This window comes from Amycolatopsis sp. PSD-21, from assembly GCF_055561455.1.
Genome location: NZ_CM145712.1, coordinates 8,986,670 through 9,007,428, shown reverse-complemented (window position 1 = coordinate 9,007,428; position 20,759 = coordinate 8,986,670). Strand labels below are relative to the sequence as shown.

20 protein-coding genes and 1 other RNA gene are annotated in these 20,759 nt (G+C 70.6%); 9 read left to right on the top strand and 12 right to left on the bottom strand.

The window, feature by feature from the left end; genetic code table 11:
• Window positions 1-63: 63 nt before the first annotated feature.
• From ACZ1DY_RS42440 to ACZ1DY_RS42420, 5 genes are all read right to left on the bottom strand, one after another.
• A complete protein-coding gene (locus tag ACZ1DY_RS42440) occupies window positions 64-945 on the bottom strand; it encodes an IS3 family transposase (protein WP_465483057.1) in 882 nt (293 codons plus the stop codon).
• Window positions 942-1,226, bottom strand: a complete 285-nt coding sequence (locus ACZ1DY_RS42435) for a transposase (protein WP_465485635.1) — start codon at window positions 1,224-1,226, stop codon at window positions 942-944. Before ACZ1DY_RS42435 ends, ACZ1DY_RS42440 begins: the two co-directional genes overlap by 4 nt.
• A 508-nt stretch (window positions 1,227-1,734) precedes the next feature.
• The gene (locus ACZ1DY_RS42430; protein ID WP_126737250.1) at window positions 1,735-1,941 is read right to left on the bottom strand and encodes a hypothetical protein; all 207 of its coding nucleotides are present in this window, start codon (window positions 1,939-1,941) and stop codon (window positions 1,735-1,737) included.
• A 67-nt stretch (window positions 1,942-2,008) separates the two neighbouring features.
• A complete protein-coding gene (locus ACZ1DY_RS42425; protein ID WP_126737249.1) occupies window positions 2,009-2,665 on the bottom strand; it encodes a response regulator in 657 nt (218 codons plus the stop codon).
• Window positions 2,662-3,831, bottom strand: a complete 1,170-nt coding sequence (locus tag ACZ1DY_RS42420; RefSeq protein ID WP_465483056.1) for a sensor histidine kinase — start codon at window positions 3,829-3,831, stop codon at window positions 2,662-2,664. Before ACZ1DY_RS42420 ends, ACZ1DY_RS42425 begins: the two co-directional genes overlap by 4 nt.
• Window positions 3,832-3,883: 52 nt before the next feature.
• Between ACZ1DY_RS42420 and ACZ1DY_RS42415 the strand changes: the two genes are divergently transcribed.
• Window positions 3,884-4,945 carry an AAA family ATPase gene (locus ACZ1DY_RS42415; protein ID WP_465483055.1) on the top strand — a complete coding sequence of 354 codons (1,062 nt, stop codon included), beginning with the start codon at window positions 3,884-3,886 and terminating at the stop codon, window positions 4,943-4,945.
• Here ACZ1DY_RS42415 and ACZ1DY_RS42410 read toward each other — a convergent pair.
• Window positions 4,939-5,484, bottom strand: coding sequence for a hypothetical protein (locus tag ACZ1DY_RS42410; RefSeq protein ID WP_126737246.1), 546 nt, complete (start codon window positions 5,482-5,484; stop codon window positions 4,939-4,941). The two genes, ACZ1DY_RS42415 and ACZ1DY_RS42410, sit on opposite strands and share 7 nt — an antisense overlap.
• 169 nt (window positions 5,485-5,653) lie before the next feature.
• On the opposite strand from ACZ1DY_RS42410, the gene ACZ1DY_RS42405 reads away from it, so the two are divergent.
• Both ACZ1DY_RS42405 and ACZ1DY_RS42400 read left to right on the top strand, forming a co-directional pair.
• A complete protein-coding gene (locus tag ACZ1DY_RS42405) occupies window positions 5,654-6,403 on the top strand; it encodes a response regulator transcription factor (protein ID WP_125679704.1) in 750 nt (249 codons plus the stop codon).
• A complete protein-coding gene (locus tag ACZ1DY_RS42400; RefSeq protein ID WP_465483054.1) occupies window positions 6,381-7,862 on the top strand; it encodes a sensor histidine kinase in 1,482 nt (493 codons plus the stop codon). The genes ACZ1DY_RS42405 and ACZ1DY_RS42400 overlap by 23 nt, the downstream gene beginning before the upstream one ends.
• Here ACZ1DY_RS42400 and ACZ1DY_RS42395 read toward each other — a convergent pair.
• Window positions 7,840-8,730: a serine/threonine dehydratase gene (locus tag ACZ1DY_RS42395; RefSeq protein WP_465483053.1), complete on the bottom strand. Its 891-nt coding sequence runs from the start codon at window positions 8,728-8,730 to the stop codon at window positions 7,840-7,842. The two genes, ACZ1DY_RS42400 and ACZ1DY_RS42395, sit on opposite strands and share 23 nt — an antisense overlap.
• 46 nt (window positions 8,731-8,776) lie before the next feature.
• Between ACZ1DY_RS42395 and ffs the strand changes: the two genes are divergently transcribed.
• Window positions 8,777-8,871: signal recognition particle sRNA small type (gene ffs / locus ACZ1DY_RS42390), an RNA gene on the top strand.
• A gap of 6 nt (window positions 8,872-8,877) precedes the next feature.
• Here ffs and ACZ1DY_RS42385 read toward each other — a convergent pair.
• Complete coding sequence (locus ACZ1DY_RS42385) at window positions 8,878-9,711, bottom strand: spermidine synthase (protein ID WP_126737243.1); 834 nt, start codon at window positions 9,709-9,711, stop codon at window positions 8,878-8,880.
• Between the two features lie 29 nt (window positions 9,712-9,740).
• On the opposite strand from ACZ1DY_RS42385, the gene ACZ1DY_RS42380 reads away from it, so the two are divergent.
• On the top strand, window positions 9,741-11,768 hold the full coding sequence (locus ACZ1DY_RS42380) for a DNA polymerase III subunit gamma and tau (RefSeq protein ID WP_465483052.1): 2,028 nt from the start codon (window positions 9,741-9,743) through the stop codon (window positions 11,766-11,768).
• A 24-nt stretch (window positions 11,769-11,792) separates the two neighbouring features.
• Here ACZ1DY_RS42380 and ACZ1DY_RS42375 read toward each other — a convergent pair whose 3' ends face one another.
• Together ACZ1DY_RS42375 and ACZ1DY_RS42370 are read right to left on the bottom strand one after the other, a co-directional pair.
• Complete coding sequence (locus ACZ1DY_RS42375; RefSeq protein ID WP_465483051.1) at window positions 11,793-12,749, bottom strand: ArsR/SmtB family transcription factor; 957 nt, start codon at window positions 12,747-12,749, stop codon at window positions 11,793-11,795.
• 275 nt (window positions 12,750-13,024) lie between these two features.
• On the bottom strand, window positions 13,025-13,888 hold the full coding sequence (locus ACZ1DY_RS42370; protein WP_465483050.1) for an N-acetylmuramoyl-L-alanine amidase: 864 nt from the start codon (window positions 13,886-13,888) through the stop codon (window positions 13,025-13,027).
• 68 nt (window positions 13,889-13,956) lie between these two features.
• On the opposite strand from ACZ1DY_RS42370, the gene ACZ1DY_RS42365 reads away from it, so the two are divergent.
• Both ACZ1DY_RS42365 and recR read left to right on the top strand, forming a co-directional pair.
• Window positions 13,957-14,313 carry a YbaB/EbfC family nucleoid-associated protein gene (locus ACZ1DY_RS42365; protein WP_007035126.1) on the top strand — a complete coding sequence of 119 codons (357 nt, stop codon included), beginning with the start codon at window positions 13,957-13,959 and terminating at the stop codon, window positions 14,311-14,313.
• Window position 14,314: 1 nt separating this feature from the next.
• Window positions 14,315-14,911: a recombination mediator RecR gene (recR, locus tag ACZ1DY_RS42360; protein ID WP_005166260.1), complete on the top strand. Its 597-nt coding sequence runs from the start codon at window positions 14,315-14,317 to the stop codon at window positions 14,909-14,911.
• Window positions 14,912-15,005: 94 nt separating this feature from the next.
• Here the strand turns inward: recR and ACZ1DY_RS42355 are convergent, their stop codons facing one another.
• On the bottom strand, window positions 15,006-16,118 hold the full coding sequence (locus ACZ1DY_RS42355; RefSeq protein WP_257483280.1) for a UDP-N-acetylglucosamine 2-epimerase: 1,113 nt from the start codon (window positions 16,116-16,118) through the stop codon (window positions 15,006-15,008).
• A gap of 61 nt (window positions 16,119-16,179) precedes the next feature.
• Here ACZ1DY_RS42355 and ACZ1DY_RS42350 point away from each other — a divergent pair, with 61 nt between their 5' ends.
• Window positions 16,180-17,196, top strand: coding sequence for a glycosyltransferase family 2 protein (locus ACZ1DY_RS42350; RefSeq protein WP_465483049.1), 1,017 nt, complete (start codon window positions 16,180-16,182; stop codon window positions 17,194-17,196).
• Window positions 17,193-18,476, top strand: a complete 1,284-nt coding sequence (locus ACZ1DY_RS42345; RefSeq protein ID WP_465483048.1) for a polysaccharide biosynthesis protein — start codon at window positions 17,193-17,195, stop codon at window positions 18,474-18,476. The genes ACZ1DY_RS42350 and ACZ1DY_RS42345 overlap by 4 nt, the downstream gene beginning before the upstream one ends.
• Here the strand turns inward: ACZ1DY_RS42345 and ACZ1DY_RS42340 are convergent.
• On the bottom strand, window positions 18,473-20,524 hold the full coding sequence (locus ACZ1DY_RS42340; protein ID WP_465483047.1) for a DUF6541 family protein: 2,052 nt from the start codon (window positions 20,522-20,524) through the stop codon (window positions 18,473-18,475). The genes ACZ1DY_RS42345 and ACZ1DY_RS42340 overlap by 4 nt on opposite strands.
• Window positions 20,525-20,759 lie beyond the last annotated feature (235 nt).

Genomic DNA, 20,759 nt, shown 5'->3' with positions numbered 1-20,759 from the left:
GCCGACTCGCGTGATTGACAGGACGGCTCGTGGAGTTGCCCCCGGATTCCGGACACGGGGTTGTTACGCGGCTTGCTGGTGACTGTAGCTGGTTCGGGTTTCGTGGGGTGTTCGGTGACCGACTGTCGAATGTAGACGGTTGTGGTTGTAGTAGTGGAGGTAGCGGAATATGTCGTGTCGTGCCTGGTCACGGGTGGGCCAGATGGTGGTGCCGATCTCGGTTTTGAGGGTGGCGAAGAACGACTCGGCGACGGCGTTGTCGTAGCAGGATCCGACCCGTCCGATCGAGGGCCGGATCCGGTGATCGGCGAGCGCGGCCCGGAATTGGCCGGAGGTGTACTGGACACCGCGGTCGGAGTGGAACACCGCGCCGGGGCGGATCAGGCCGCGTGCGGTGGCCAGGGCGATCGCGTCACAGACCAGGCCGGCGCGCAGGTGCTCGCCCATCGCGTGCCCGACGATCTCGCGGTTGTGCAGGTCGATCACCGTGGCCAGGTAGAGCCAGCCCTGGAACGTGGGCAGGTAGGTGATGTCCCCCACGAACCGGTGACCCGGACGCTCGGCGGTGAAATCACGGCGGAGCACATCCGCCACCGGCGTCACCGGGCTGGCGGCGGGCGTGGTCAGGCTCCGGCGTTTGCGGCGGGTGATCCCGGCCAGGCCCTGTTCGCGCATCAACCGCTCCACCCGCTTGTGGTTCACCACCCGCCCGCGCCGGCGCAGCTCGGCGGTGATCCGCGGGACACCGTAGGCGCGCCGGTGCTCGGCATGGATCGAGGCGATCACCGCCACCAGCTCCCGCTCCCGCGCCGCCGCGGCCTCGCGGGCGGCCTCGGCGGCGACCCACTCGTGGAAACCCTGCCGGCGCAGGCCCAGGACCTGGCACAACCGCTTCACACCGAACTCGGCGCGATGCTCGGAGATGAACCGGTAGCGGTAGATCATCGATCCATCTCTTTGGCAAAATAGGCGGCCGCTTTACGCAGGATCTCCTTCTCTTTCTGCAGCTCAGCGACCTGCTTCCGCAACCGCTGCACCTCATCGGTGACCGCGGGATCCTCCACCGGCGCGGCCGCTTCCTCCTTGGCCTTGTTCACCCACGACCGCAGGGTCTCGTGATTGACACCCAGCTCACGAGCGATCTGACGCAACGGACGATCACCGGACTCCACCAGCTCCACCGCATCCCGACGGAACTGCTCCGGATACTTCGACGAACGCGACACCAAGACATCCTCCCTCCAGACCACTGTCTGGAATCAAGGTGTCCGCATCACGGGGGCAACTCCACTCGCGTGACTGGATGGCCGACACGCGTGATCAGACGGACGACACGCGTGATCAGACGGACGGCTCGCGTGACTGGAGGGCGAACTCGCGTGATCGGAGCCGTAACTCGGGTGATTGAGGGCGTAACTCGCGTGATCGGAGGCGGAAGTCGCGTGATTGGGGGCGTAACTCGTGTGTTCAGGAGGACGACGCAACTGTGGTCGGCCGAGCAAGGGTGTCGTCCCGCTGAACACGCGTGTCGTCCGTCCAGTCACGCGTGTCGTCCATCTGAACACGGGTGTCGGCCATCCAGGCACGAGGGTCGGTCGGCTGGGCACGCGTCGGCGGCGGGGGCGGCGGCCGGAGGAGTCCGGAAGCCGGAAGCGGTAAGGAGAGGAGGAGGGGAGCGGAGAGGAGGGGAGCGGAGAGGAGGGGAGCGGAGAGGAGGAGAGGAGGGGAGAGGGGTCAGTCGTCAGTGGGTGCCCGTCGCGGTCGGCGGGCGGTGGCGGCCACCAGCACCACCCCGATCAGGAACGCGACCAGCCCGATCAGGAACCACAGTTTCTGCCCGGTCATGAAGCTGCCGGTCAGCACCCCGGCGCCCTGGAGTACCCAGACGCCGCCGACCAGCAGGAAGACCAACCCGACCGTGAGCGTGACCCAGCGTTTCATCCACAGCTCCCCGCCTCGACGTGCCCTGCGGCGATTCTGGCACGGGGAGCCCCGTCCGGCGAACCGATCACCGTCCGCCGACGAGACCGTTCCGGTAGGCGTAGACGACGGCGTGCACCCTGTCCCGCAGCCCGAGCTTCGCCAGGATCCGGGACACGTGGGTCTTCACAGTCTCCTCGCCCACGTGCAGATGCGCGGCGATCTCCGCGTTGCTGGAGGCGTCGGCGACGAGCAGGAGGACTTCGCGTTCGCGGGAAGTGAGCCGTTCCAGTTCCGCCGGTTCGGCGGCCGCGGGTTCGATGCTGGTGGCGAAGGTCGACACCAGCCGCCGGGTCACCGTCGGATCGATCAGCGCGTCGCCGCGCGCGGCCACCCGCATGGCGGAGACGAGCTCTTCCGGGGCGAGGCTCTTCAGCAGGAACCCGCTCGCGCCAGCCCGAAGCGCGCGGTAGACGTACTCGTCCGAGTCGTAGGTCGTCAGCACGAGGACGCGGGTGTCGTTCCCGGGCGCGGACATGATCGCCTCGGTCGCGGCCAGACCGTCCAATTTGGGCATCCGGACGTCGAGCACGGCGACGTCCGGGCGCAGCGAGGCCGCTTGTGCGACGGCGTCGCGTCCGTCCGCGGCCTCGCCGACGCATTCGAAGTCCGCCTGGGTGTCCAGTACCGCGCGCATCCCGGACCGGAACATCGCGTGGTCGTCGGCGAGTAGAACCCGGATCACTGTGCCTCCAAAGGAAAACCGACGCGGACCCGCCAGTTCCGGCCGTCGTCGAGCGGTCCGCATTCCGCGTGCCCGCCGAACAGCGCGACCCGTTGCCGGATGCCGGCGAGGCCGCGTTTGGTCGATTCGGCCGAGGTGTTCGCGCGGCCGATCTCGTTCGTGATCGTGATGACCACCTCCGTCTGCCGGTAGGCGAGATCGATCTCGACGATCCCGCCGGAGCCGTGCCGGAGCGCGTTCGTCAGCGCCTCCTGCGCGATGCGGTACAACGCGATGTCCACCGAACCGGGGAGTTCCCGCGGCCCGCCGTGGCTCGTCAGCCGCGCGGGCAGCCCGGCGGTGCGGAGGTTGTCGAGCAGCTCGTCGAGGTTGTCCAGCCCCGGTTGCCGCTGCGCGTCGCCGTTCTCCTTGCCGTGCAACAGATCCAGCAGACGCCGCAGATCGGCCATCGCGGCCCGGCTCGACGATTCGACCGCCGAGAGCGATCGCCGTACGGCCGGTTCGCCGTCCGGCAGCCCGAGCCGCGCGGCGCCCGCGTGCACGCCGATCGCGCTGACGTGGTGGGAGATCACGTCGTGCAGGTCGCGGGCGATCGTCGTGCGTTCTTCGGCGACGGCCCGGCGGACCGCTTCGGCTTCGTGCTGCTGCCGTTGTTCCTCCGCTCGCTGGAGGTCGGCGATGTACGCGCGCCGCGCGGTCGTGTACCGGCCGACCATCCACGGGAGCAGCCCGCTCACGCCGACGTCGATGAGCAGCAGCCGCCAGTCCCGGTCGGCCCGGTCGACCGGGATGATGTTGCAGGCGAAGAGCCCGGCGAGCATCGCCGCCAGTGCCGCCAGTGCGGGTTTGGCCGAAAGCCAGGCACCCGCGCGGTATCCGGCGATCAGCACGCCCGCGTTGGTGGCCTGCAGGTAATGGTCGTACGGGTACAGCAGGAGCGGCGCGGCGGTGAGCAGCGCGCCGTGCGCGGCCGAAACCCAGCCGGAATACCGCGAAGGCCCGGCGAGCGCGACGTTCGCCAGGATTCCGCCCAGCAGCACCACCCACGCCGTCCAGCCGAGCGAGAGCGGCGGGCCCGCGATGAGGAACAGCCCGGCGTCGGCGACCAGGCAGACGGCCGCGACCGCCCAGGCCTGCCTCGCCAGCGAACCACTGATGTCCCGCACGCGCTCAACTCTGCCCTATTTCGCTGGACAGGGGTTCCTAAGATCGAAAGCCATGGGGACCGCGAAGACGCCCGTGCTCTGGACGACCGGAGCGCCAGGCGCCGGGAAATCCACCACGGCCTGGGGTTTGTACCGCCGGATCGTGGAGGCGGGCGGCAACGTCGCGTACGTCGACATCGACCAGCTCGGGCTGATCGGGCCGCCGCCCGGCGGCGGGGACGCCGCGCACGCGATCAAGGCGGCCAATCTGCTGCGCGTGCTGGAAATCCTGCGGGCGCGGGGCGCCGCGCAGCTCGTCGTGTCCGGGGTGGTGGACCCGGCGAAGCCGTACATCGAGGGCCGCGGCTTCGATCTCACGCTCGTCCGCCTGACGTGTGATCGCGACGAACTCCGGAGCCGGTTCCTCGGCCGTGGCTCACCCGCCGCGGCCTTGCCGGACCTCTTCGCCGTGGCGGACGCCTACGACCGCGGCGGTTTCGGCGAGGAGATGGACACGACCGGCCAGCACCCCGACGAGACCGTGGAGGCGCTGTTCCATCGCTGCGTCGTGGACAACGGAAGCGTCCGGCCGCCGGAGCCCGGGCAGCCGCTGCCCGGACCGGTGACCGTGGTGACCGGTCCGACGGCGGTCGGCAAGTCGACGGCCGCGTTCGCCGCGCTCCGGGACCTGTGGGAGCGCGACCTGCCCGTCGCGTACGTCGATCTCGCGCAGCTCGGGTTCGCGCACCCCGGCCCGGATCCGGCGCTGGAAGCCGCACTCCTGTCGGCCGTCTGGCGCGGCTATCGCGACGCGGGCGCGAAGCACCTGATCGTCGTGGCCCGGGAATTCCGCCCGGAGCACCGGCGGGTCTTCGACGCGGTCACCGTCGTCCACCTCGACGCGGACGACCCGTCGCTCACCGAACGGGTCCGGCGCCGGGCCGAGGGCGAGTCCGCGTTGCTGGCGGGCGACGAACTCCGCGGCGCGCCACCCGGCGTACGGGACCGGGTGGCCGCGCGCGCGATCGCCGAGGCGGCCCGGATGCGCCGTTCCGGCGATCGCGTCGTCCTCGACACCTCCGGACAGGAACCCGCCGAAACGGCCGCCGCGTTGCTCGCCGTCTTGGCTCAGTAGCGCCGCTGGCCGTCCTGGCCCTGTCCGGGCGGCCCTCCGCGCTGGTTCTGCCCGGGTTTGGCGATAGTCGTCGCCGTCGCGGTGCTCCCGGTGACCTTGGCGTTCACCGTCACCGTCTCGCCGGTCTTGGGTTCACCGGTCTTCTTCGTCGACGCGTCGATCGTGTAGACCTGCTTGTAGCCGTCCTTGCTGGTCAGGCTGACGGACGTCGCGCTGATCTCGGTGATCTCCCCGGTCTGCGTCCGCTCGGTGCGGTAGCCGCCGTTGCCGTCGGACACGACGAAGTCGCCGTGCAGCGTGTCGCGCGGCATACCCCCGTCGGGGCCGATGAGCACCCGGCCGCCGCCGGGGCCGCCCATCATCCCGCCCTGCTCGGCGCCGTTGGCGGCGGTCCCGGCCCAGATCGCGGCCCCGCCACCGGCGGCGATCACCACCGCCGCCCCGGCCGCGATCGCGGTCTTGCGGCCCGACCAGGTCTTCTTGGGCTCGCCTTCCGGGGCGGGCGCGCCCCATTCGGCGGGTTGGGTCGGTTCGGTCATCAGGTCGCCTCCGTGTACTCGGTTGCGGCCATGCTCGGCGCCGTCGCTGTGCGGGAGCTGTGCCACCGGTGGGCACGCGCTGTGATTCCTCCCCGGCAGGGTGATCGTTCACAGGAAACGCACAGGCGGCACACAGAGAAGCCTCATCGCCGCCGCCCACGATGGCACCATGACCAGTGTGAACGTCCCTTCGTCCGGTTCCGCGAAGGCCGGCCTGCGCCGTGCCGACGGCAGCCCCGTGCGGGTGCTGGTCGTCGACGACGAGGCGACCCTGTCCGAACTCGTGTCGATGGCGCTGCGCATGGAGGGCTGGGACATCCGCACCGCCGCGGACGGCACCGAGGCCGTCCGCGTCGCGCGGGAATTCCGGCCGGACGCGGTGGTGCTGGACGTCATGCTGCCGGATATGAGCGGCCTGGAGGTCTTGCGCCGCCTGCGTTCCGAGGTGCCGAACCTGCCGGTGCTGTTCCTGACCGCGAAGGACGCGGTGGAGGACCGGATCGCCGGGCTCACCGCGGGCGGCGACGACTACGTCACCAAACCGTTCAGCCTGGAGGAGGTCGCGTTGCGGCTGCGCGCGCTGCTGCGGCGCGCGGGCGGTGTCGCCGGGCCGAGCGGATCGATGCTGGTCGTCGGTGACCTGACCCTGGACGAGGACAGCCGCGAAGTGCACCGCGGCGGCGATCTGGTGCCGCTCACCGCGACCGAGTTCGAACTGCTGCGTTATCTCATGCGCAATCCCAAACGCGTGCTGTCCAAGGCACAGATCCTCGACCGCGTGTGGAGCTACGACTTCGGCGGCCAGGCCAACATCGTCGAGCTGTACATTTCCTATCTCCGCAAGAAGATCGACGCCGACAGGGAGCCGATGATCCACACGATGCGCGGCGCCGGGTATGTCCTCAAACCCGCGGGGTAGGCGGCCGTGGTCCCTGCGACGGCGGCTGATCGCGCAGGTCGCGGGGCTGCTCGCGCTCGTCTGCCTGGTGGTGGGCGTGGTGACCGAACTGGCGCTGCGTGACTTCCTGATCGACCAGCTCGACGCGCGGGTCGCCGAGACCAGCGAACGCGCCAGCCGTCCGCCGCCACCGGGCCGTCCCGGCGGGGAACGGGTGCCCGAAGGCCTGCGCGCGTACGGCCAGAGCACCGGTTCGCTGTTCGTGAACATCCTCCCGGACGGCCGGGTGGTCGCGGCGGTGCTGCGGTCCAGTTACGACGCGAAGGTCGCGGACCCGTTCCCCCACGACCCGCTCGGCCCGGCCCAGCTCTCCGCCCTGCTGCGGTCGACGCCGAGCGACCGGCCCACCGACGTCGACCTCGGGTCGCTCGGGGAGTACCGCGTGATCGCCAAACAGGCGGCCAACGGCGGTATCGCGATCACCGGACTGCCCACAAAGGACGTCACGGACACCCTGTGGAACCTCGGTTTCATCTTCGGCGGGGTCGCCGTCGTCGGCATCCTGCTGGCCGGCGCGCTCGGCGCGGTGACCGTGCGGCGCACCATGAAACCCCTCGACCGCCTGGCCGCCACCGCGACCAGGGTCGCCGAACTCCCGCTCGACCGCGGCGAGGTCGCCCTGTCCGAGCGAGTGTCCGAAGTGGACACCGATCCGCGGACCGAGGTGGGGAAGGTCGGGTTCGCGCTCAACCGCATGCTCGGCCACATCTCGAACGCGCTTTCCGCCCGCCAGGCAAGCGAAAGCCGGGTGCGCCGCTTCGTCGCGGACGCCAGCCATGAACTCCGGACGCCGCTCGCGGCCATCCGTGGCTACGCGGAGCTCACCCGGCGCTCCGGCTCCGAGGTGCCGCCGGACATCGCGTTCGCGATGGGCCGGGTCGAATCGGAATCGACGAGGATGACCGGCCTGGTCGAGGATCTGCTGCTGCTCGCCAGGCTCGACTCCGGACGTCCGGTGGTGCACCAGCCGGTCGATCTCTCCCGGCTGGTCGCGGACGCGGTCGCCGACGCGCATGTCGCCGGGCCGGAGCACAAATGGCTCCTGGAGGTCCCGCCGGAGCCGATCACCGTCCTCGGCGACGCGGATCAGCTGCACCAGGTGGTGATCAACCTCCTCGGCAACGCGCGCACGCACACCCCGGCGGGGACCGAGGTCACCACCTCTTTGTCCATAGTGGACTCGACGGTGACACTGTCCATTGTCGACGGTGGGCCGGGGATCCCGCCGGAGATCCTTCCTGATGTCTTCGAACGTTTCGCCCGCGGTGACGACTCGCGATCGCGGGCCGCCGGCAGCACCGGACTGGGGCTGGCCATCGTCGCGGCGGTCGTCGCCGCGCACGGCGGGCAGGTCGGGGTCACGAGCCGTCCCGGGCGGACGGAATTCCGGGTCGTGCTCAGGGCGTCCAGTCACTGTTAGCGCCGCACAGGACGACGCAGGGAAGCTCGCCCTCGGTCCGCCCGGCGAGCCATGCGGCGAACGGGACCGCGGCCGCCGGCTCGACCGCGAGGCGGAACTCGTCCCAGAGCCGGTCGCGCGCGGCGAGTAGTTCCGCGTCGCTGACCAGCACGGACGTCACGCGATCGCGGAGCACGGCGAACGGGACGCGCCCGATCCTGGTCGCGCCCAGCGCGGACGCGGCCACCGAGTCGATCTCCACGTCCACCGGCTCGCCCGCCTCCAACGCCGCGCCGAGCGCGCGGCACCGCTCCGGCTCGACGGCGAACGTGGGCACCCCGGACAGCGACGTCCCGGCGACCAACCCGCCACCGCCGACCGCGACCAGGAACGCGTCGACGTCCGGCGCGTCCTGGACCACTTCGGCCGCCACGGTGCCCTGACCGGCGACGACGGCGGGGTCGTCGTACGCGTGCAGATACCGCGTACCCGGCTCAGAAGCGGCTTCGAGCGCCTTCGCGGCCGCCTCCGCGTACGTCGCTCCGTGGCGGATCAGCTTGGCGCCGGCCGCTTCGATCCGTGCCGTCTTCGCCAGCGGAGCCGACTCCGGCACGTACACCGTCGCGGGCAGACCCAGCAGCGAAGCCGCCGTCGCCACGCCCAGCCCGTGGTTGCCGCCCGACGCCGTCAGCACCCGCTCCGGCAACGGACCACTCACCAGCGCGTTCACCGCGCCCCGCAGTTTGAACGATCCGCTCCGCTGCAGATGCTCCAGTTTGAGGACCAGCGGCCGCCCGTCGACCTCGGCGCGCAGCAGCGGCGTGTGTCGCACGAACGGGTGGACGGCCTCGGCGGCCTTGCGGACATCTGCCCAGGTCGGAGTGTTCATACCCCCCACTGTCCTCCATGCCGGGACGGGAGTGACTACACTGGTCCCCGGATCCCGCGCGGCGTCCATCTTGTGAACCTCCCCAGGGCCGGAAGGCAGCAAGGATAAGCAAGCTCTGACGGGTGCGCGGGATCCCCTTTTTTGGGGCTAGAAGATCCCGAAGACATCTTTCGGCGGCACAGGCGACGGCAGGGCTTCCGCGTCGGCGATGGGGCGCGCCTTGCCCTGGAGCTGCCGCAGGTCTTCTCCCGCGACGCAGCGCGCCGGGTACGCCGAGGAAGCCGCCCGGCGGGTCATCTCGGTCACCGGGAGTTCGACGCGGGAAGCGGCGACCACGATGTTCCCGAAGCGGCGGCCCCGGAGGACGCCCGGCTCGGCCAGGATCGCCAGGTGGGGGAACGAAGTCGCCAGTGTCGCCAGGAACCGGCGGAGGAACGGCAGGTTCGGCCCGTCGGAGACGTTGGCGACGTAGGCCCCGGCCGGGCGGAGGACCCGCGCGACCTCGCTCGTGAATTCGACGGTCGCGAGCCCGCCGGCGAGCACTCCACGTTCGAAAGCGTCCACGATGACCAGGTCGGCCGAAGCGTCGTACCTGCCGGAGACACCTTCGCGGCCGTCCCCGACGCGGACCTTCAACCCTTTCAGGCCCAGTTGCTCCCGGACGAGCGCCACGAGTTCGCCGTCGGCGTCGAAGACCAGCTGCCGCGAGCGCGGCCGTGCCGCGGCGATGTAGCGCGGGAGGGTGCAGGCCGCCCCGCCGACGTGAAGCGCGTCGAGCGGGCCTTCGCCGAGACAGTCGACGACGTCGGCGATGCGGCGGATGTAGTCGAATTCGAGATCCTCGGGATCGTCGAGGTTGACATGCGACTGGGCGACGCCGTCGACCGAGATCAGCCAGGCGTTGGGGCGGTCGGCGTCCTGGAGCAGTTCGGCGGTGCCGAAGCGCACCGGATACCTGCCGGGGGTCGGTGCCGGTCTCACCTGTCGGGCCCTCCCGGTAGTCTCGCCGCGTGGCTCTAGCTCTATACCGAAAGTACCGTCCGGCTACCTTCGCCGAGGTCGTCGGGCAGGAGCATGTGACCGATCCGCTGCGCACGGCGCTGGCCGCCGGTCGCATCAACCACGCCTACCTCTTCTCCGGCCCGCGCGGCTGCGGCAAGACGTCCAGCGCCCGCATCATGGCGCGGTCGCTGAACTGCGCGAAGGGCCCGACGCCGGATCCGTGCGGCGAGTGCAACTCGTGCCGCAACCTCGCGCCCGAAGGCCCCGGCAGCGTCGACGTCACCGAGCTCGACGCCGCCAGCCACGGTGGTGTCGACGACGCCCGCGAGCTGCGGGACAGGGCCTTCTACGCCCCTGCGGACTCGCGCTACCGCGTCTTCATCATCGACGAGGCGCACATGGTCACCACGCAGGGCTTCAACGCCCTGCTGAAGATCGTGGAAGAGCCGCCGGAGCATCTGATCTTCATCTTCGCGACCACCGAACCGGACAAGGTGCTCCCCACCATCCGGTCGCGGACGCACCACTACCCCTTCCGCCTGATCCCGCCCAGTTCCATGCGCGAGCTGCTGGAACGCAACGTCGCCGCCGAGGGCGCGAAGGTCGAGCCCGCGGTGTATCCGCTGGTCATCCGCGCGGGCGGGGGCTCCGCGCGGGACACGCAGTCGGTGCTGGACCAGCTGCTGGCGGGGGCCGGGCCGGACGGCGTCGACTACTCGCGCGCCGTGTCGCTGCTGGGTGTCACCGACGTCGCGCTCATCGACGGCATGGTCGACGCGCTGGCCGCGGACGACGCCGCCGGCGTGTTCGGCACCGTCGAGCGGCTCGCCGAGGCCGGGCACGACCCGCGCCGGTTCGCCACCGACCTGCTCGACCGCCTGCGAGACCTGGTGATGCTGCGTTCGGTGCCGGACGCGGGTGAGCGCGGCCTGGTCTCCGCGCCGGACGACGAACTCAAGAAGATGAAGGAGCAGGCGGGCAAACTGGAGCCCGCCACGCTCTCGCGCTATGCCGACATCGTCCACAATGGACTCCTGGAGATGCGGGGCGCGACCTCGCCGCGGCTGGTGCTGGAACTGCTGACGGCCCGGATGCTGCTGCCGTCGGTCGCCGAGGGCACCGACGCGCTGCTCGCCCGGCTCGAACGGCTCGAACGCCGTGCCGCTTCGGGTCCGGCGCCCGTCGCCGCCGCTCCGGCGCCGTCCGCTCAAGCCGCTCCGGTGGCGCAGTCCGCTCCGGTCGCTCCGGCGGGCGAGCCCGTGCGGGAGTTCCAGCGGCCGTCGCAACGGGCCGCGGCGCCCGCCCAGCAGGCGCCTCCGGCGCAGCAGGCCGCACCGGCTCCCCAGCCCGCCGCACGGCCCGAGCCGGTCGCCGAGCGGCCCGCTCCGCAACGTCCGCCTGCTCCGGCTGCTCCCGCTCCCGCCGCGGCTTCGGGTGGCGCAGCGCCCGCATCCGACGTGGACGGGATCCGTGGCCGCTGGCCTCAGGTGCTGGCCGCGATCCGCAAGGTCCCGGGCGGCCGCAGCACCGAAGCGATGCTCACGCAGGCGAGCGTGGTGAGCGTCGAGGGCAGCGCCGTCACGCTCACGCACAGCGCCGAGCCGCTGGCTCGACGGCTTTCCGAGCCGCACAACGCGGAACGTGTCGCGACCGCGTTCAAGGAGGTCTTCGGCGGCGACTGGCAGGTGCGGTGCGTCCACGGCGCCGCGCAGGCCCGGCAGGCGGCCGCTCCGAAGGCCGCGCCGCCGCCACCCGCGCCCGAGCGATCCTTCACCCGCCGGTCCGCCGAAGCGCCCAGCGCCCCTCCGGCGCCTCCCGCGCCGAAGCCGGAGCCCCAGCGGCCGAAGGTGACGACCTCCGAGCCGGACATCCCGCTCCCGCCCGAGCCGGTCGAGGAGGACGAGGACCTCTACAACGAGGACGCGAGCCCCGCGCCGCCGCCTCCGCCGCTCCCGCCCGAGGAGGATCCGGAAGAGATCGCCCGGAAGCTGCTCGCGGACCATCTCAACGCGCGTCCCCTCGACGAACGCAAGTAGTCCTCTGGAGGACGGAACGCGGCGTCAGGGAACGGAGTCCCCGGTGAGCAGTGCCGTGCCGAGCCGGGTGAGGTGGTGCAGGATGGCGCTGCCCTGCCGGTCGCTGGCGACGAGGCCCGCTTCGCGCAGCACGGCGGCCTGTTTGCTCGCCGTGCCGATCGAGGTGCCGAGACAGGAGGCCAGCTTGCTGGTCGTGCGCGGGACACGCAGCGCGCCGAGGCTTTCGGCGCGGGTCCTGCCGAGGAGCGCCACCAGTTCGGGTGACACGGCCGCCGGGTGGGCGCCTGCCGCCCTTGCCGGGTAGAGCAGCACCGGCGGCAGCGCCGGATCGATGAACGTGACCGGGGTGTTCGCGCAGAACCGGCTCGGGATCAAGGTCAGCCCCCGGCCGTCGAGATGGACGGTCCGCTCCCGCGGGTACGCGATCTCCAGCACTTCGCCGTCCCAGCCGCGGACGCCGGGGATACCGCGCATCATCGCGCCCGCGCCCTCGGTGGCGAGCGTGCGGACCCGGCGGGCCCGGTCGGCGGCGACGGTCTCGCGCATGCTGTGCCAGAACGGCTCGATGACCAGTCCGTACGCGTCCCGCAGTGCGCCGACGACTCCGCCGACCTCTTCGCGATCGCCGTCGGCGAGCCGTTTCACCCAGGGTGGCGCGGCGCCGGTGAACACGGTCCGGAGGTCGGCGCGCAACCGCCCGCGAGGCGTGCACGCCACCGCCTCGAGCCCGCTTTCGAAGGAACCCGCCGTGGTGGGCGGAGTCAGGAAGTCGGGAAAGTTCCCCTTCGGCGGAACCAGGGTGAACAGCGTCTTCAGCGCTCGCGCCGCTCCTTCGTGCCGGCGCACATTCAGCCGGACCTGCTGCCGCCAGGCCGACGGGCGGTCCTCCCGCAGCTGATGCGAACCCAAGACCAGCTCCCATAGCGGGTCGGGCGCTTCGGCTATCCGGATCCCCTGGAGGTCCTTTCGATCGAAGATCATGCGCAAAGTCATGCCTCGTCCCCCTCAAGACGGCATTTCCTTCTCCGCCGGTAACTCAAACGTGCCGGGCGGGCCGGGACAAGCCATTCGGCCCAATCCGGGAGGGTGGGACGGAAAACCGTCTCCGACCTGCGGAGACACCGGCGCGTGAGACGGCGTGTTTTCGCTGGGACGAAAAGGTGTGTCCCCGCGCGGGTCCGTCGGTGACGCTTGGTAGGCACCATGCGGGGAGGGGAACGCGCGGACGCGGCAAGGGGAGATGTCGCGTCCGCGCCTCACAGCCTCGCGAGATAGTCCTCGATGGCCTTCGCGATGACGGCGGCGTACTTCTGACGTCCTTCTTCGCTCGCCATCGCCGCGGCTTCGGCGGCGTTGCGCATGTTCCCGCATTCGACGAGCGCCGCGGGCCGCGTCGAGAGGTTGAGCCCGCCGAGGTCGGCGCGCGGGGCGAGCCCGTCCGACCCGAGGTACGTCGACGTCGGGAAGCCGCCCGCGCGGAGACCGTCCCGCAACGCCGTCGCGAGTTTCACCGAAGGCTCACCCTGCTGGGCGTTCAGCGGCGGGGCCGAGTAGGCGACGTGGAAACCGTGCGCCCCGGCGGAATTCGAGCCGTCCGCGTGGATCGACACGACCGCGTCCGCCTGGGCGTCGTTCCCGATCGCGGCGCGCTCGTTGACGCAAGGCCCGACCCCGGTGTCGTTCTGCCGGGTGAGGATGACGCGGATTCCCTTGGCCACCAACGCCTGCGAGATCCGCTGCGAGACATCCCAGGTGAACGCGTGCTCGGAATAGCCGGAATTCGTCGACGTTCCGGTGGTGTTGCACGGTTTCGTCTTGCCGCGCCCCGCCGGGACCTGCCTGTTGATCTCGCCCGGCTTGCCCGCGTTCCCGCCGTTGTGACCGGGATCGAGCACGACGACCTTGCCCGTCTTCGGCGGCGGCGTGCTCGGAGACGGCGGCGCGCTCGACGGCGGCGTGCTCGTGGTGGTGCTCGGCTGCGGAAGGGTGGTGAAGACCGTCGTGGTGCCGGGGGGAGCCGGACTCGACGGCGATGACGCTGGGGTGTCCACCCCGCACGCCGTGAACAGCGTCAATCCGATCGCCACCACCAGGCCAAGCCGTCGTCGCACGGCGCCCACGGTGCCACACACGTGACGGCTAGGCTGGGAGGCGGCACGGGATTTTCCAGGAGAGGACCGATCGGATCATGGTGCAACCCGGTGGCGGCTTCGACCTGTCGCAGATCATGCAACAGGCCCAGCAGATGCAGCAGAAGCTGGTCGAGGCCCAGGAAGAGCTGGCCAACACGGAGGTGACCGGTACTTCCGGCGGCGGCCTGGTCACCGCGACCGTGTCCGGCGACAGCCAGCTCAAATCGCTGTCCATCGACCCGAAGGTGGTCGACCCCGACGACGTCGAGACCCTGTCCGACCTGGTCGTCGCGGCCGTGCGGGACGCTTCGGCCAACGCGCAGAAGCTGACCGAGCAGAAGCTCGGCCCGCTCGCCGGCGGCCTCGGCGGCGGGATGCCGGACCTCGGCGGCTTCCCCGGGCTCGGCGGCTAGCTTGTACGAGGGTGTCGTCCAGGATCTGATCGACGAACTCGGGCGGCTGCCCGGCGTCGGTCCCAAGAGCGCGCAGCGGATCGCCTTCCACCTGCTGGCCGCGGATCCCGCGGATATCGCGCGCCTGCAGGAAGTGCTCGGCAAGGTCAAGGAAGGCGTGCAGTTCTGCGAGGTCTGCGGCAACGTCTCGGAACAGGAGACCTGCCGGATCTGCCGCGACACCCGCCGCGACCTCACGGTCATCTGCGTGGTCGAGGAGCCGAAGGACGTGCTCGCCGTCGAGCGGACGCGCGAGTTCAAGGGCCGCTACCACGTGCTCGGCGGCGCGCTGGACCCGTTGTCCGGCATCGGCCCGGAGCAGCTGCGCATGCGGGAGCTGCTCGCGCGGATCGGCGGCGCGGAGATCAGCGAGATCATCATCGCGACCGACCCGAACACCGAAGGCGAGGCGACCGCGACGTATCTCGTGCGGATGCTTCGCGACTTCCCGGGCCTGACCGTGACGCGGCTCGCGTCGGGGCTGCCGATGGGCGGTGACCTGGAGTTCGCGGACGAGCTGACGCTGGGCCGGGCACTCTCGGGCCGGCGGGCACTTTAGCTCGCCGGCCGCCGCGGTCGCGTGGGTCGTGAGTGGCGATTCGGGTTAGAACCCGAATCGCCACTCACGACCACGGTGACCCACTCGAGAAGCGTCAGCAGTAACCCAGGCGGGCGAGCGTGTCGACGATGATCTCCGACGGGTGGAACTTGTCGACCCAGGACTCGCCGCGGCGGTTCTGGTAGGTGTCGAGGAAGTTCTGCAGCTTGTCCCCGCGCATCTCGGTCAGCACGACGGTCTCGCCGAGGTGCTGCGGCGTCTCGGTGCGCTCGCGGTGCACGGCGCACGGCAGGCCGAGGTAGTAGCACTCGGCCGACAGGCCACCCGAGTCGGTGACCACGTACTCGGCGCGCGCGACCAGCGGCAGGAACTTCAGGTACCGCATCTTCGGCTGGATGATGAAGTTCTTCTCGTCGAACAGGTTCGCCAGGCCGAGCGAGCGGATCTTCTCGCGCTCGGGCGCGCCCGCCATGTAGAGGATCGGCATCTGCTTGCTCTGCTCGCGCAGGATCTCCAGCGCCTCGCGGTACTTCTCCGCGCGCGAGACCAGCTCGAAGCGGTGCAGGGTGGCGAGACCGAACTTCTCCGGCAGGCCCTCGACGTCGAGCGGGCCGTTGATGGCCATCCGCATCGCGTCGATCGCGGTGTTCGCCTCGGTGTCGACGACGACGCCGCGCGCGTTGCGGAGGTTGTTCACCTCACGCGCGCTCGGCGCGAAGTGCATGTCGACGATCTTCGCGGCGATCTTCCGGTTCAGCTCCTCCGGCAGCGGCGACATGATGCTGCCCGACCGCGCGCCCGCTTCGACGTGCCCGACGCGCGACTTGAGGATCCGCTTCCCGATGAGCGAGCCGTACGGCGTGGTGAAGGTGTCGCCGTGCACCAGGACCAGCGGCGGGCGGCCGTCCTCGACCAGCGCGGCCTTCAGTTCGGCGCGGCGGCTCCACGCGGTGCGCAGCACCTGCGTGGCCCAGCCCGGCACCTGCGCGGGCGACTCCAGGTTGTGCGCCTTCTCCTTCGGCACGAGCCAGACGTCGGGCTCCGGGAGGTTCAGGTCGGCGAGAACGTCCGAGACCTCGTCGACGTGCTGCGCGGTGAACCAGATCTTCGGCCGGACCCCGCGTTCGAGGATGCCGTGGTAGACCGGCGCGATTTTGATCAGTTCCGCCGTGGTGCCGAGAATGAAGGAAATCACCGGAAGAGCCATTCTGTCGGGGTCTGCGGTGCCCGAAGGATACTGGTGGGCCGCGCAAGGTAGCCTCGCCGGGGTGAGTGCGAATTCGCTCCTTCCGGCCCTGTCCGTCGTGATCCCGGTCTACAACGAGCAGGACTGGATCGATCGCAGCGTCGGCGCGCTGATCGCGTCGGCAGAGGCGGCGAACTGGCCGGTCGAGGTCGTCGTGGTCGACGACGGCAGCACCGACGGCACCGGCGCCAAGCTCGCCAGGCTGCAGGAGCTGTACGGCATCACCGTCCTCACCCAGCCGAACAGCGGCCGGTTCGAGGCGCGCCGCGCCGGGATCGCCAAGGCTTCCGGGCGGCAGATCCTGCTGGTCGACAGCCGCGTGATCGTGGATACCGGCTCGCTCACCTTCCTCCGCGACCAGCTCGTCGACCATCCCGAGCGCACGGTGTGGAACGGTCACATCAACGTCGCGTCCGAACACAATCCGTACGCGGGATTCATGGCGGGACTGGTCAAGATCCCGTGGCGCCGTTATTGCGCGAACCCGCGGCTGATGTCGTTCGGTATCGAGGAGTTCGACGTCTTCCCCAAAGGCACCGGATTCTTTTCCGCGCCGAAGGACGTTCTCGAGGATTCGTCCAACGCGTTCGAGTCGCTCTTCGAAGACGTCCGTTTCGCCAGTGACGACACGGGTGTTCTGCGTTGGATCGCCGAACGTCACCGCATCTTCCTCGCGCCGGAGTTCTCCGCGACCTACCACGGCCGCGATTCGTTCCAGAAGTTCGTCGGGCAGTCGTATTTCCGCGGCACCACGTTCGTCGATTCGTATCTCGCGTCCCCCGGCCCCGCGCGCAACGGCCTGTTCGCCGCGATGGCGGTCGGAGTCCTCGGCCTCGGTGTCGCCGCGAAGCGCCCGAAGACCGCCGTCGCGCTGGCCGCCGCCGGGTCGACGGCCGCCGGGTTCGCGGTGACGAAGTTCGGCGCGACCAAGGCCGAGGCCAAGGCCGTCGCCCGGCTCACGCCCGTGTTCGCAGCCGGCTTCGGCGCCGGCGCGCTCCGGGGTCTCTTCATGGCGCTGCGGGCCCGGCTGCGTAAATGAGCAACGCGGTGAGCAGCGAAGAGCTGGCCAAGGACACCGGGAAATCCGCCGGCCGCATCGGCGTCTACCTGCTGATCGCCATCGCGCTCGGCTACGTCCTCACCGTCGTGTGGGGACGGACGCTGTCGCCTGCCGACAACGCGGTCCTGCTCTCCTTCTGGGGCATGTTGATGGGGCTGGGCGCCGCCCTGTCCCCGCTCGAACAGGAGATCTCCCGACAGTCGGCGCATGCCGCGCTCGAAGGCCGCAAGGCGGGCCGCCCGGCGGTGATCGCCTTCGTCACCAGCCTGGTCGCGGTCGGCGTCGCGGCCCTGTTCACGCTCATCCCGCCGGTGACCGGCAAGGTCTACGGCGGCCAGTTCGCGCTCGCCGTGATCGTGCTCGCGGGCGGCCTTTCGTTCGCCTTCCAGTTCGCCGCGCGCGGCCTGCTGATCGGCCAGGACCACGTCCGGTCCTACTCGTGGCTCATCCTGGTCGAGGCCGCCGTGCGGATCCTCGTGGTCGCCGCGCTGGTGGTCGCCGGGCTCACCCAGCTGTACTGGTTCGCCATCGCCGCCGCGACCGGCTCGTTCGCCTGGCTGCTGTTCGCCCGCGGCGCCGCCAAGCTGGTCGACCCGAAGCTGGACGCCGACGAGCCCGCGAAGCCGGTCGTCACGAACATGCTGATGCTGCTCGCGGGCGCCGGGCTGACCGCGAGCGTCATCACCGGCTATCCGGCGCTGGTCAGCCTGCTCGCGCCCGGCGGTGACAAGGACGCGCTCGGCGTTCTCTTCCTCGCTCTGTTCGTGGCGAGGACACCGCTCACGCTGATGGCGCCGGTCCAGGCGCTGGCGGTCCCGACCGTGGTGCGCCTGTCCAGCACCGAGGAGGGCAAGCACCGGCTGCGGAGGCTGCTCGCGCTCGGCTCGGTGGGTGCGCTGGCGCTCGCGGCCCTCGGCGCGCTCATCGGCTGGCTGATCGGCCCGTGGGTGGTGCGCCTGGTCTACGGCGCCAAGAACGACCCCGAAGCCTGGTGGATGGCCGGGCTGGTCTGGTCGTCGGTGCTGCTGGCCGCGATGCAGCTGCTCGCCGCCGTCCTCGTCGCGCAGGCCAAGGCCACGAAGGTGCTGATCACCTGGGCCGCGGTCGTCGTCGCGACCGCGCTGGTGCTGCTGTTCTTCCCCGGCGACACGGTCGTGCGCGCCGTCGTCGGCCTCGCCGCCGGGCCGACCGTCGGCCTGCTGGTCGTCATGGCGTTCGTGGTCCGCGGCGGCCCCGGGACCACGAACGCCGACGCTTAGCTCTGCGGCGGCAGATCGAGCCGGTAAACGCTGACGCTGCCCGACGAGAAGGTCTTCGTCAGCCCCGGCAGCCCGGCCAGGTTGCTCAGCCCCGGCGCCAGCGCGAAGGACAGGTCGCCGCTCCAGTGGCGGCCGTCGGTCCCGACCGTCGGGGCGACGGTGTCGACGTAGATCCAGCGCACGTTCTTCCGGCGCAGGATGTCCCGCACCTGCGAGTCGGCAGGGTAGGTGTTGAACCGCGCGAGCAGCAGCTCGTTCTCCTTGATCGGGCTGTGCCCGTCGGGAACGATGTTGACGATCGGCAGGTCGTAGTCGACATAGAGCAGGGTCGAGCCGTCGTTCGCGTTGTTGAGGATCGCTTCGCCCGGCGCCGCGTGCTCTTTCAGCCACTTCGCGGCGGCGTCGTCCTGATCGGAGTACCGCGTGAACTGCGGTGCGGAGTAGCGCTGGCTGAGTGAGTAGGCGGCGGTGTTCATGTAGCCGCGGAACGTGGTCACGGTGAGCGCGCCGAGCAGCACCACGGTCAGCCCGAAGGCGATCGCGGGCCGGGCCTTCGCCGGGACCGGGTTGCGCACCTTGCCCGAGACCAGCACCAGCCCGATCACCACGAAGATGACGCCGACCAGCGTCGGGATCAGCAGGTAGATGTGGCTGTCGATCCTGCTGGCCACCCGGTAGTAGTACCGGCCGACCATCGCGCCGAAGCCGGAGTTGGGCGAATTGTGGTAGGTCACGATGACGGCGGCCCAGAAGACCCAGGCGGTCACCAGCGTCCACGCGCGCCGCGAGAGCACCGCGAAGACCAGGCCGACCAGGCCGAGGACGCCGAGCGTCAGCTGGCCCAACGTGTTGCCGGGATCGAAGTAGCCGCCGTAGGGCAGCTTGGCGAGCACGCCGAAGGCGTCGCCGAGGGCGACCCCGCGGATGTTCGCGGGAGCGTCCGAAACCGTGCCGCCACCGAGCCGCAGCAGCGCCAGCACACTCGGGATCAGCAGCACGACGGTGACGACGGCGGCCAGCACCAGCGGCAGCAGCGAGCGGACGAACGCGAGCCTGCCGGACCGCGTGACCAGCAGGCCGAGCATGGCCGCGACGGTGGTGAACGCGATCGACGTCAGCGCGCTCGGGTGCAGGTTGAACGCCCCGGCCATGGCGACACCGATCAGCACGGCGCGTCCCCAGTGGCGCTTGCCGATCACCAGCATGACGGCGACGAGACCCGGGGTGATCGCCAGCGCGGCCGCGTTCGGCAGGACCCCGCCGTCGTGCGCGAAGGCGATGGCCGGGCGGTAGAGCTGCACGGAGACGAGCGCGGCGACACCGGCGGCGAGCTCGACCCAGCCGCGGCCGACGCGGCCGTGCCGGAGGACCGCGGCGGTGAACGCGGCCACCGAAAGCGGCATCACGATCACCGTGAACACGACGGTCACCAGGTTGATGGACAGCATCGTGTCACCGAAGATGTCCGTCAGCAGCGCGCTGACGTCGGTGAAGCCCGGCGGGTAGTACTGGATGTTGGTGTCGTTGACGACGTCGATCGGCAGTACCTGCCACGGCGCCGCGCGCCCGGTGAAGTGCGTGTACGCGGTCAGCACGGCGTGCGTGACGGTGTCGTGCTCCTGCGTGGGGGTCGCCCAGGAACCGAGGCCCTTGTGCCACATGCGGACGCCGAGCACGACTCCGCCCAGCGCGATCACGGCACCGAGGAGCTGCGCGATCCGGGCAGGCCTTCCGGTCAGCGCGCGAAGCCGGTCGTCCTCGGCGGGCTCGGCGAGCTCGGCGGGCGGACGGCGGCGGACGATCAGCAGCCTGCCCCCGCCGGTCAGCAGCAGCACCACGACCAGCGCGATCACGACGGTGAGCAACCCGAAGCGCAGCCCGGTGACACCGGTGAAGAGCGACACCAGCAGGACGAAGCCCATGGTGAGCGGCGCCGAGAGCCCGGCGAGCCACAACCGCTCGCGCAGGCCGGCGGTGAGGAGGATCGCGAGCCCAGGGAGCAGTACGACGAGTGCGCCGACTGCGAGCTGGGCGGCTTCGGACAGCATGTCTTCTCCGATCGAAAAATGCCGCTGACGCGGCGAGTCTATGAGGGGGGATCGCGACGTCCCGGACGCGGGGGAGTGGCCGCTGACTTGCCCGGTTGGCGTCTTCGAGACCACTACCGGCGGGCACACCGCGGTTTCCGCTCTCATGGCTGATGGCGTCGCGCTCTCGGGGGAAGCAGCGAGTGATGGAGCGGGTAGCGGCCGCTCACGGCCAGTGAGAAGATAGAGTGATCCA

Bases quoted from the DNA above. Each gene is read 5' to 3' on its own strand.
- ACZ1DY_RS42440 (WP_465483057.1), bottom strand. From the start codon at position 945: ATGATCTACCGCTACCGGTTCATCTCCGAGCATCGCGCCGAGTTCGGT.
- ACZ1DY_RS42430 (WP_126737250.1), bottom strand. From the start codon at position 1,941: ATGAAACGCTGGGTCACGCTCACGGTCGGGTTGGTCTTCCTGCTGGTC.
- ACZ1DY_RS42415 (WP_465483055.1), top strand. From the start codon at position 3,884: ATGGGGACCGCGAAGACGCCCGTGCTCTGGACGACCGGAGCGCCAGGC.
- ACZ1DY_RS42410 (WP_126737246.1), bottom strand. From the start codon at position 5,484: ATGACCGAACCGACCCAACCCGCCGAATGGGGCGCGCCCGCCCCGGAA.
- ACZ1DY_RS42405 (WP_125679704.1), top strand. From the start codon at position 5,654: ATGACCAGTGTGAACGTCCCTTCGTCCGGTTCCGCGAAGGCCGGCCTG.
- ACZ1DY_RS42400 (WP_465483054.1), top strand. From the start codon at position 6,381: ATGTCCTCAAACCCGCGGGGTAGGCGGCCGTGGTCCCTGCGACGGCGG.
- ACZ1DY_RS42395 (WP_465483053.1), bottom strand. From the start codon at position 8,730: ATGAACACTCCGACCTGGGCAGATGTCCGCAAGGCCGCCGAGGCCGTC.
- ACZ1DY_RS42375 (WP_465483051.1), bottom strand. From the start codon at position 12,749: ATGATCTTCGATCGAAAGGACCTCCAGGGGATCCGGATAGCCGAAGCG.
- ACZ1DY_RS42365 (WP_007035126.1), top strand. From the start codon at position 13,957: ATGGTGCAACCCGGTGGCGGCTTCGACCTGTCGCAGATCATGCAACAG.
- ACZ1DY_RS42355 (WP_257483280.1), bottom strand. From the start codon at position 16,118: ATGGCTCTTCCGGTGATTTCCTTCATTCTCGGCACCACGGCGGAACTG.
- ACZ1DY_RS42345 (WP_465483048.1), top strand. From the start codon at position 17,193: ATGAGCAACGCGGTGAGCAGCGAAGAGCTGGCCAAGGACACCGGGAAA.
- ACZ1DY_RS42340 (WP_465483047.1), bottom strand. From the start codon at position 20,524: ATGCTGTCCGAAGCCGCCCAGCTCGCAGTCGGCGCACTCGTCGTACTG.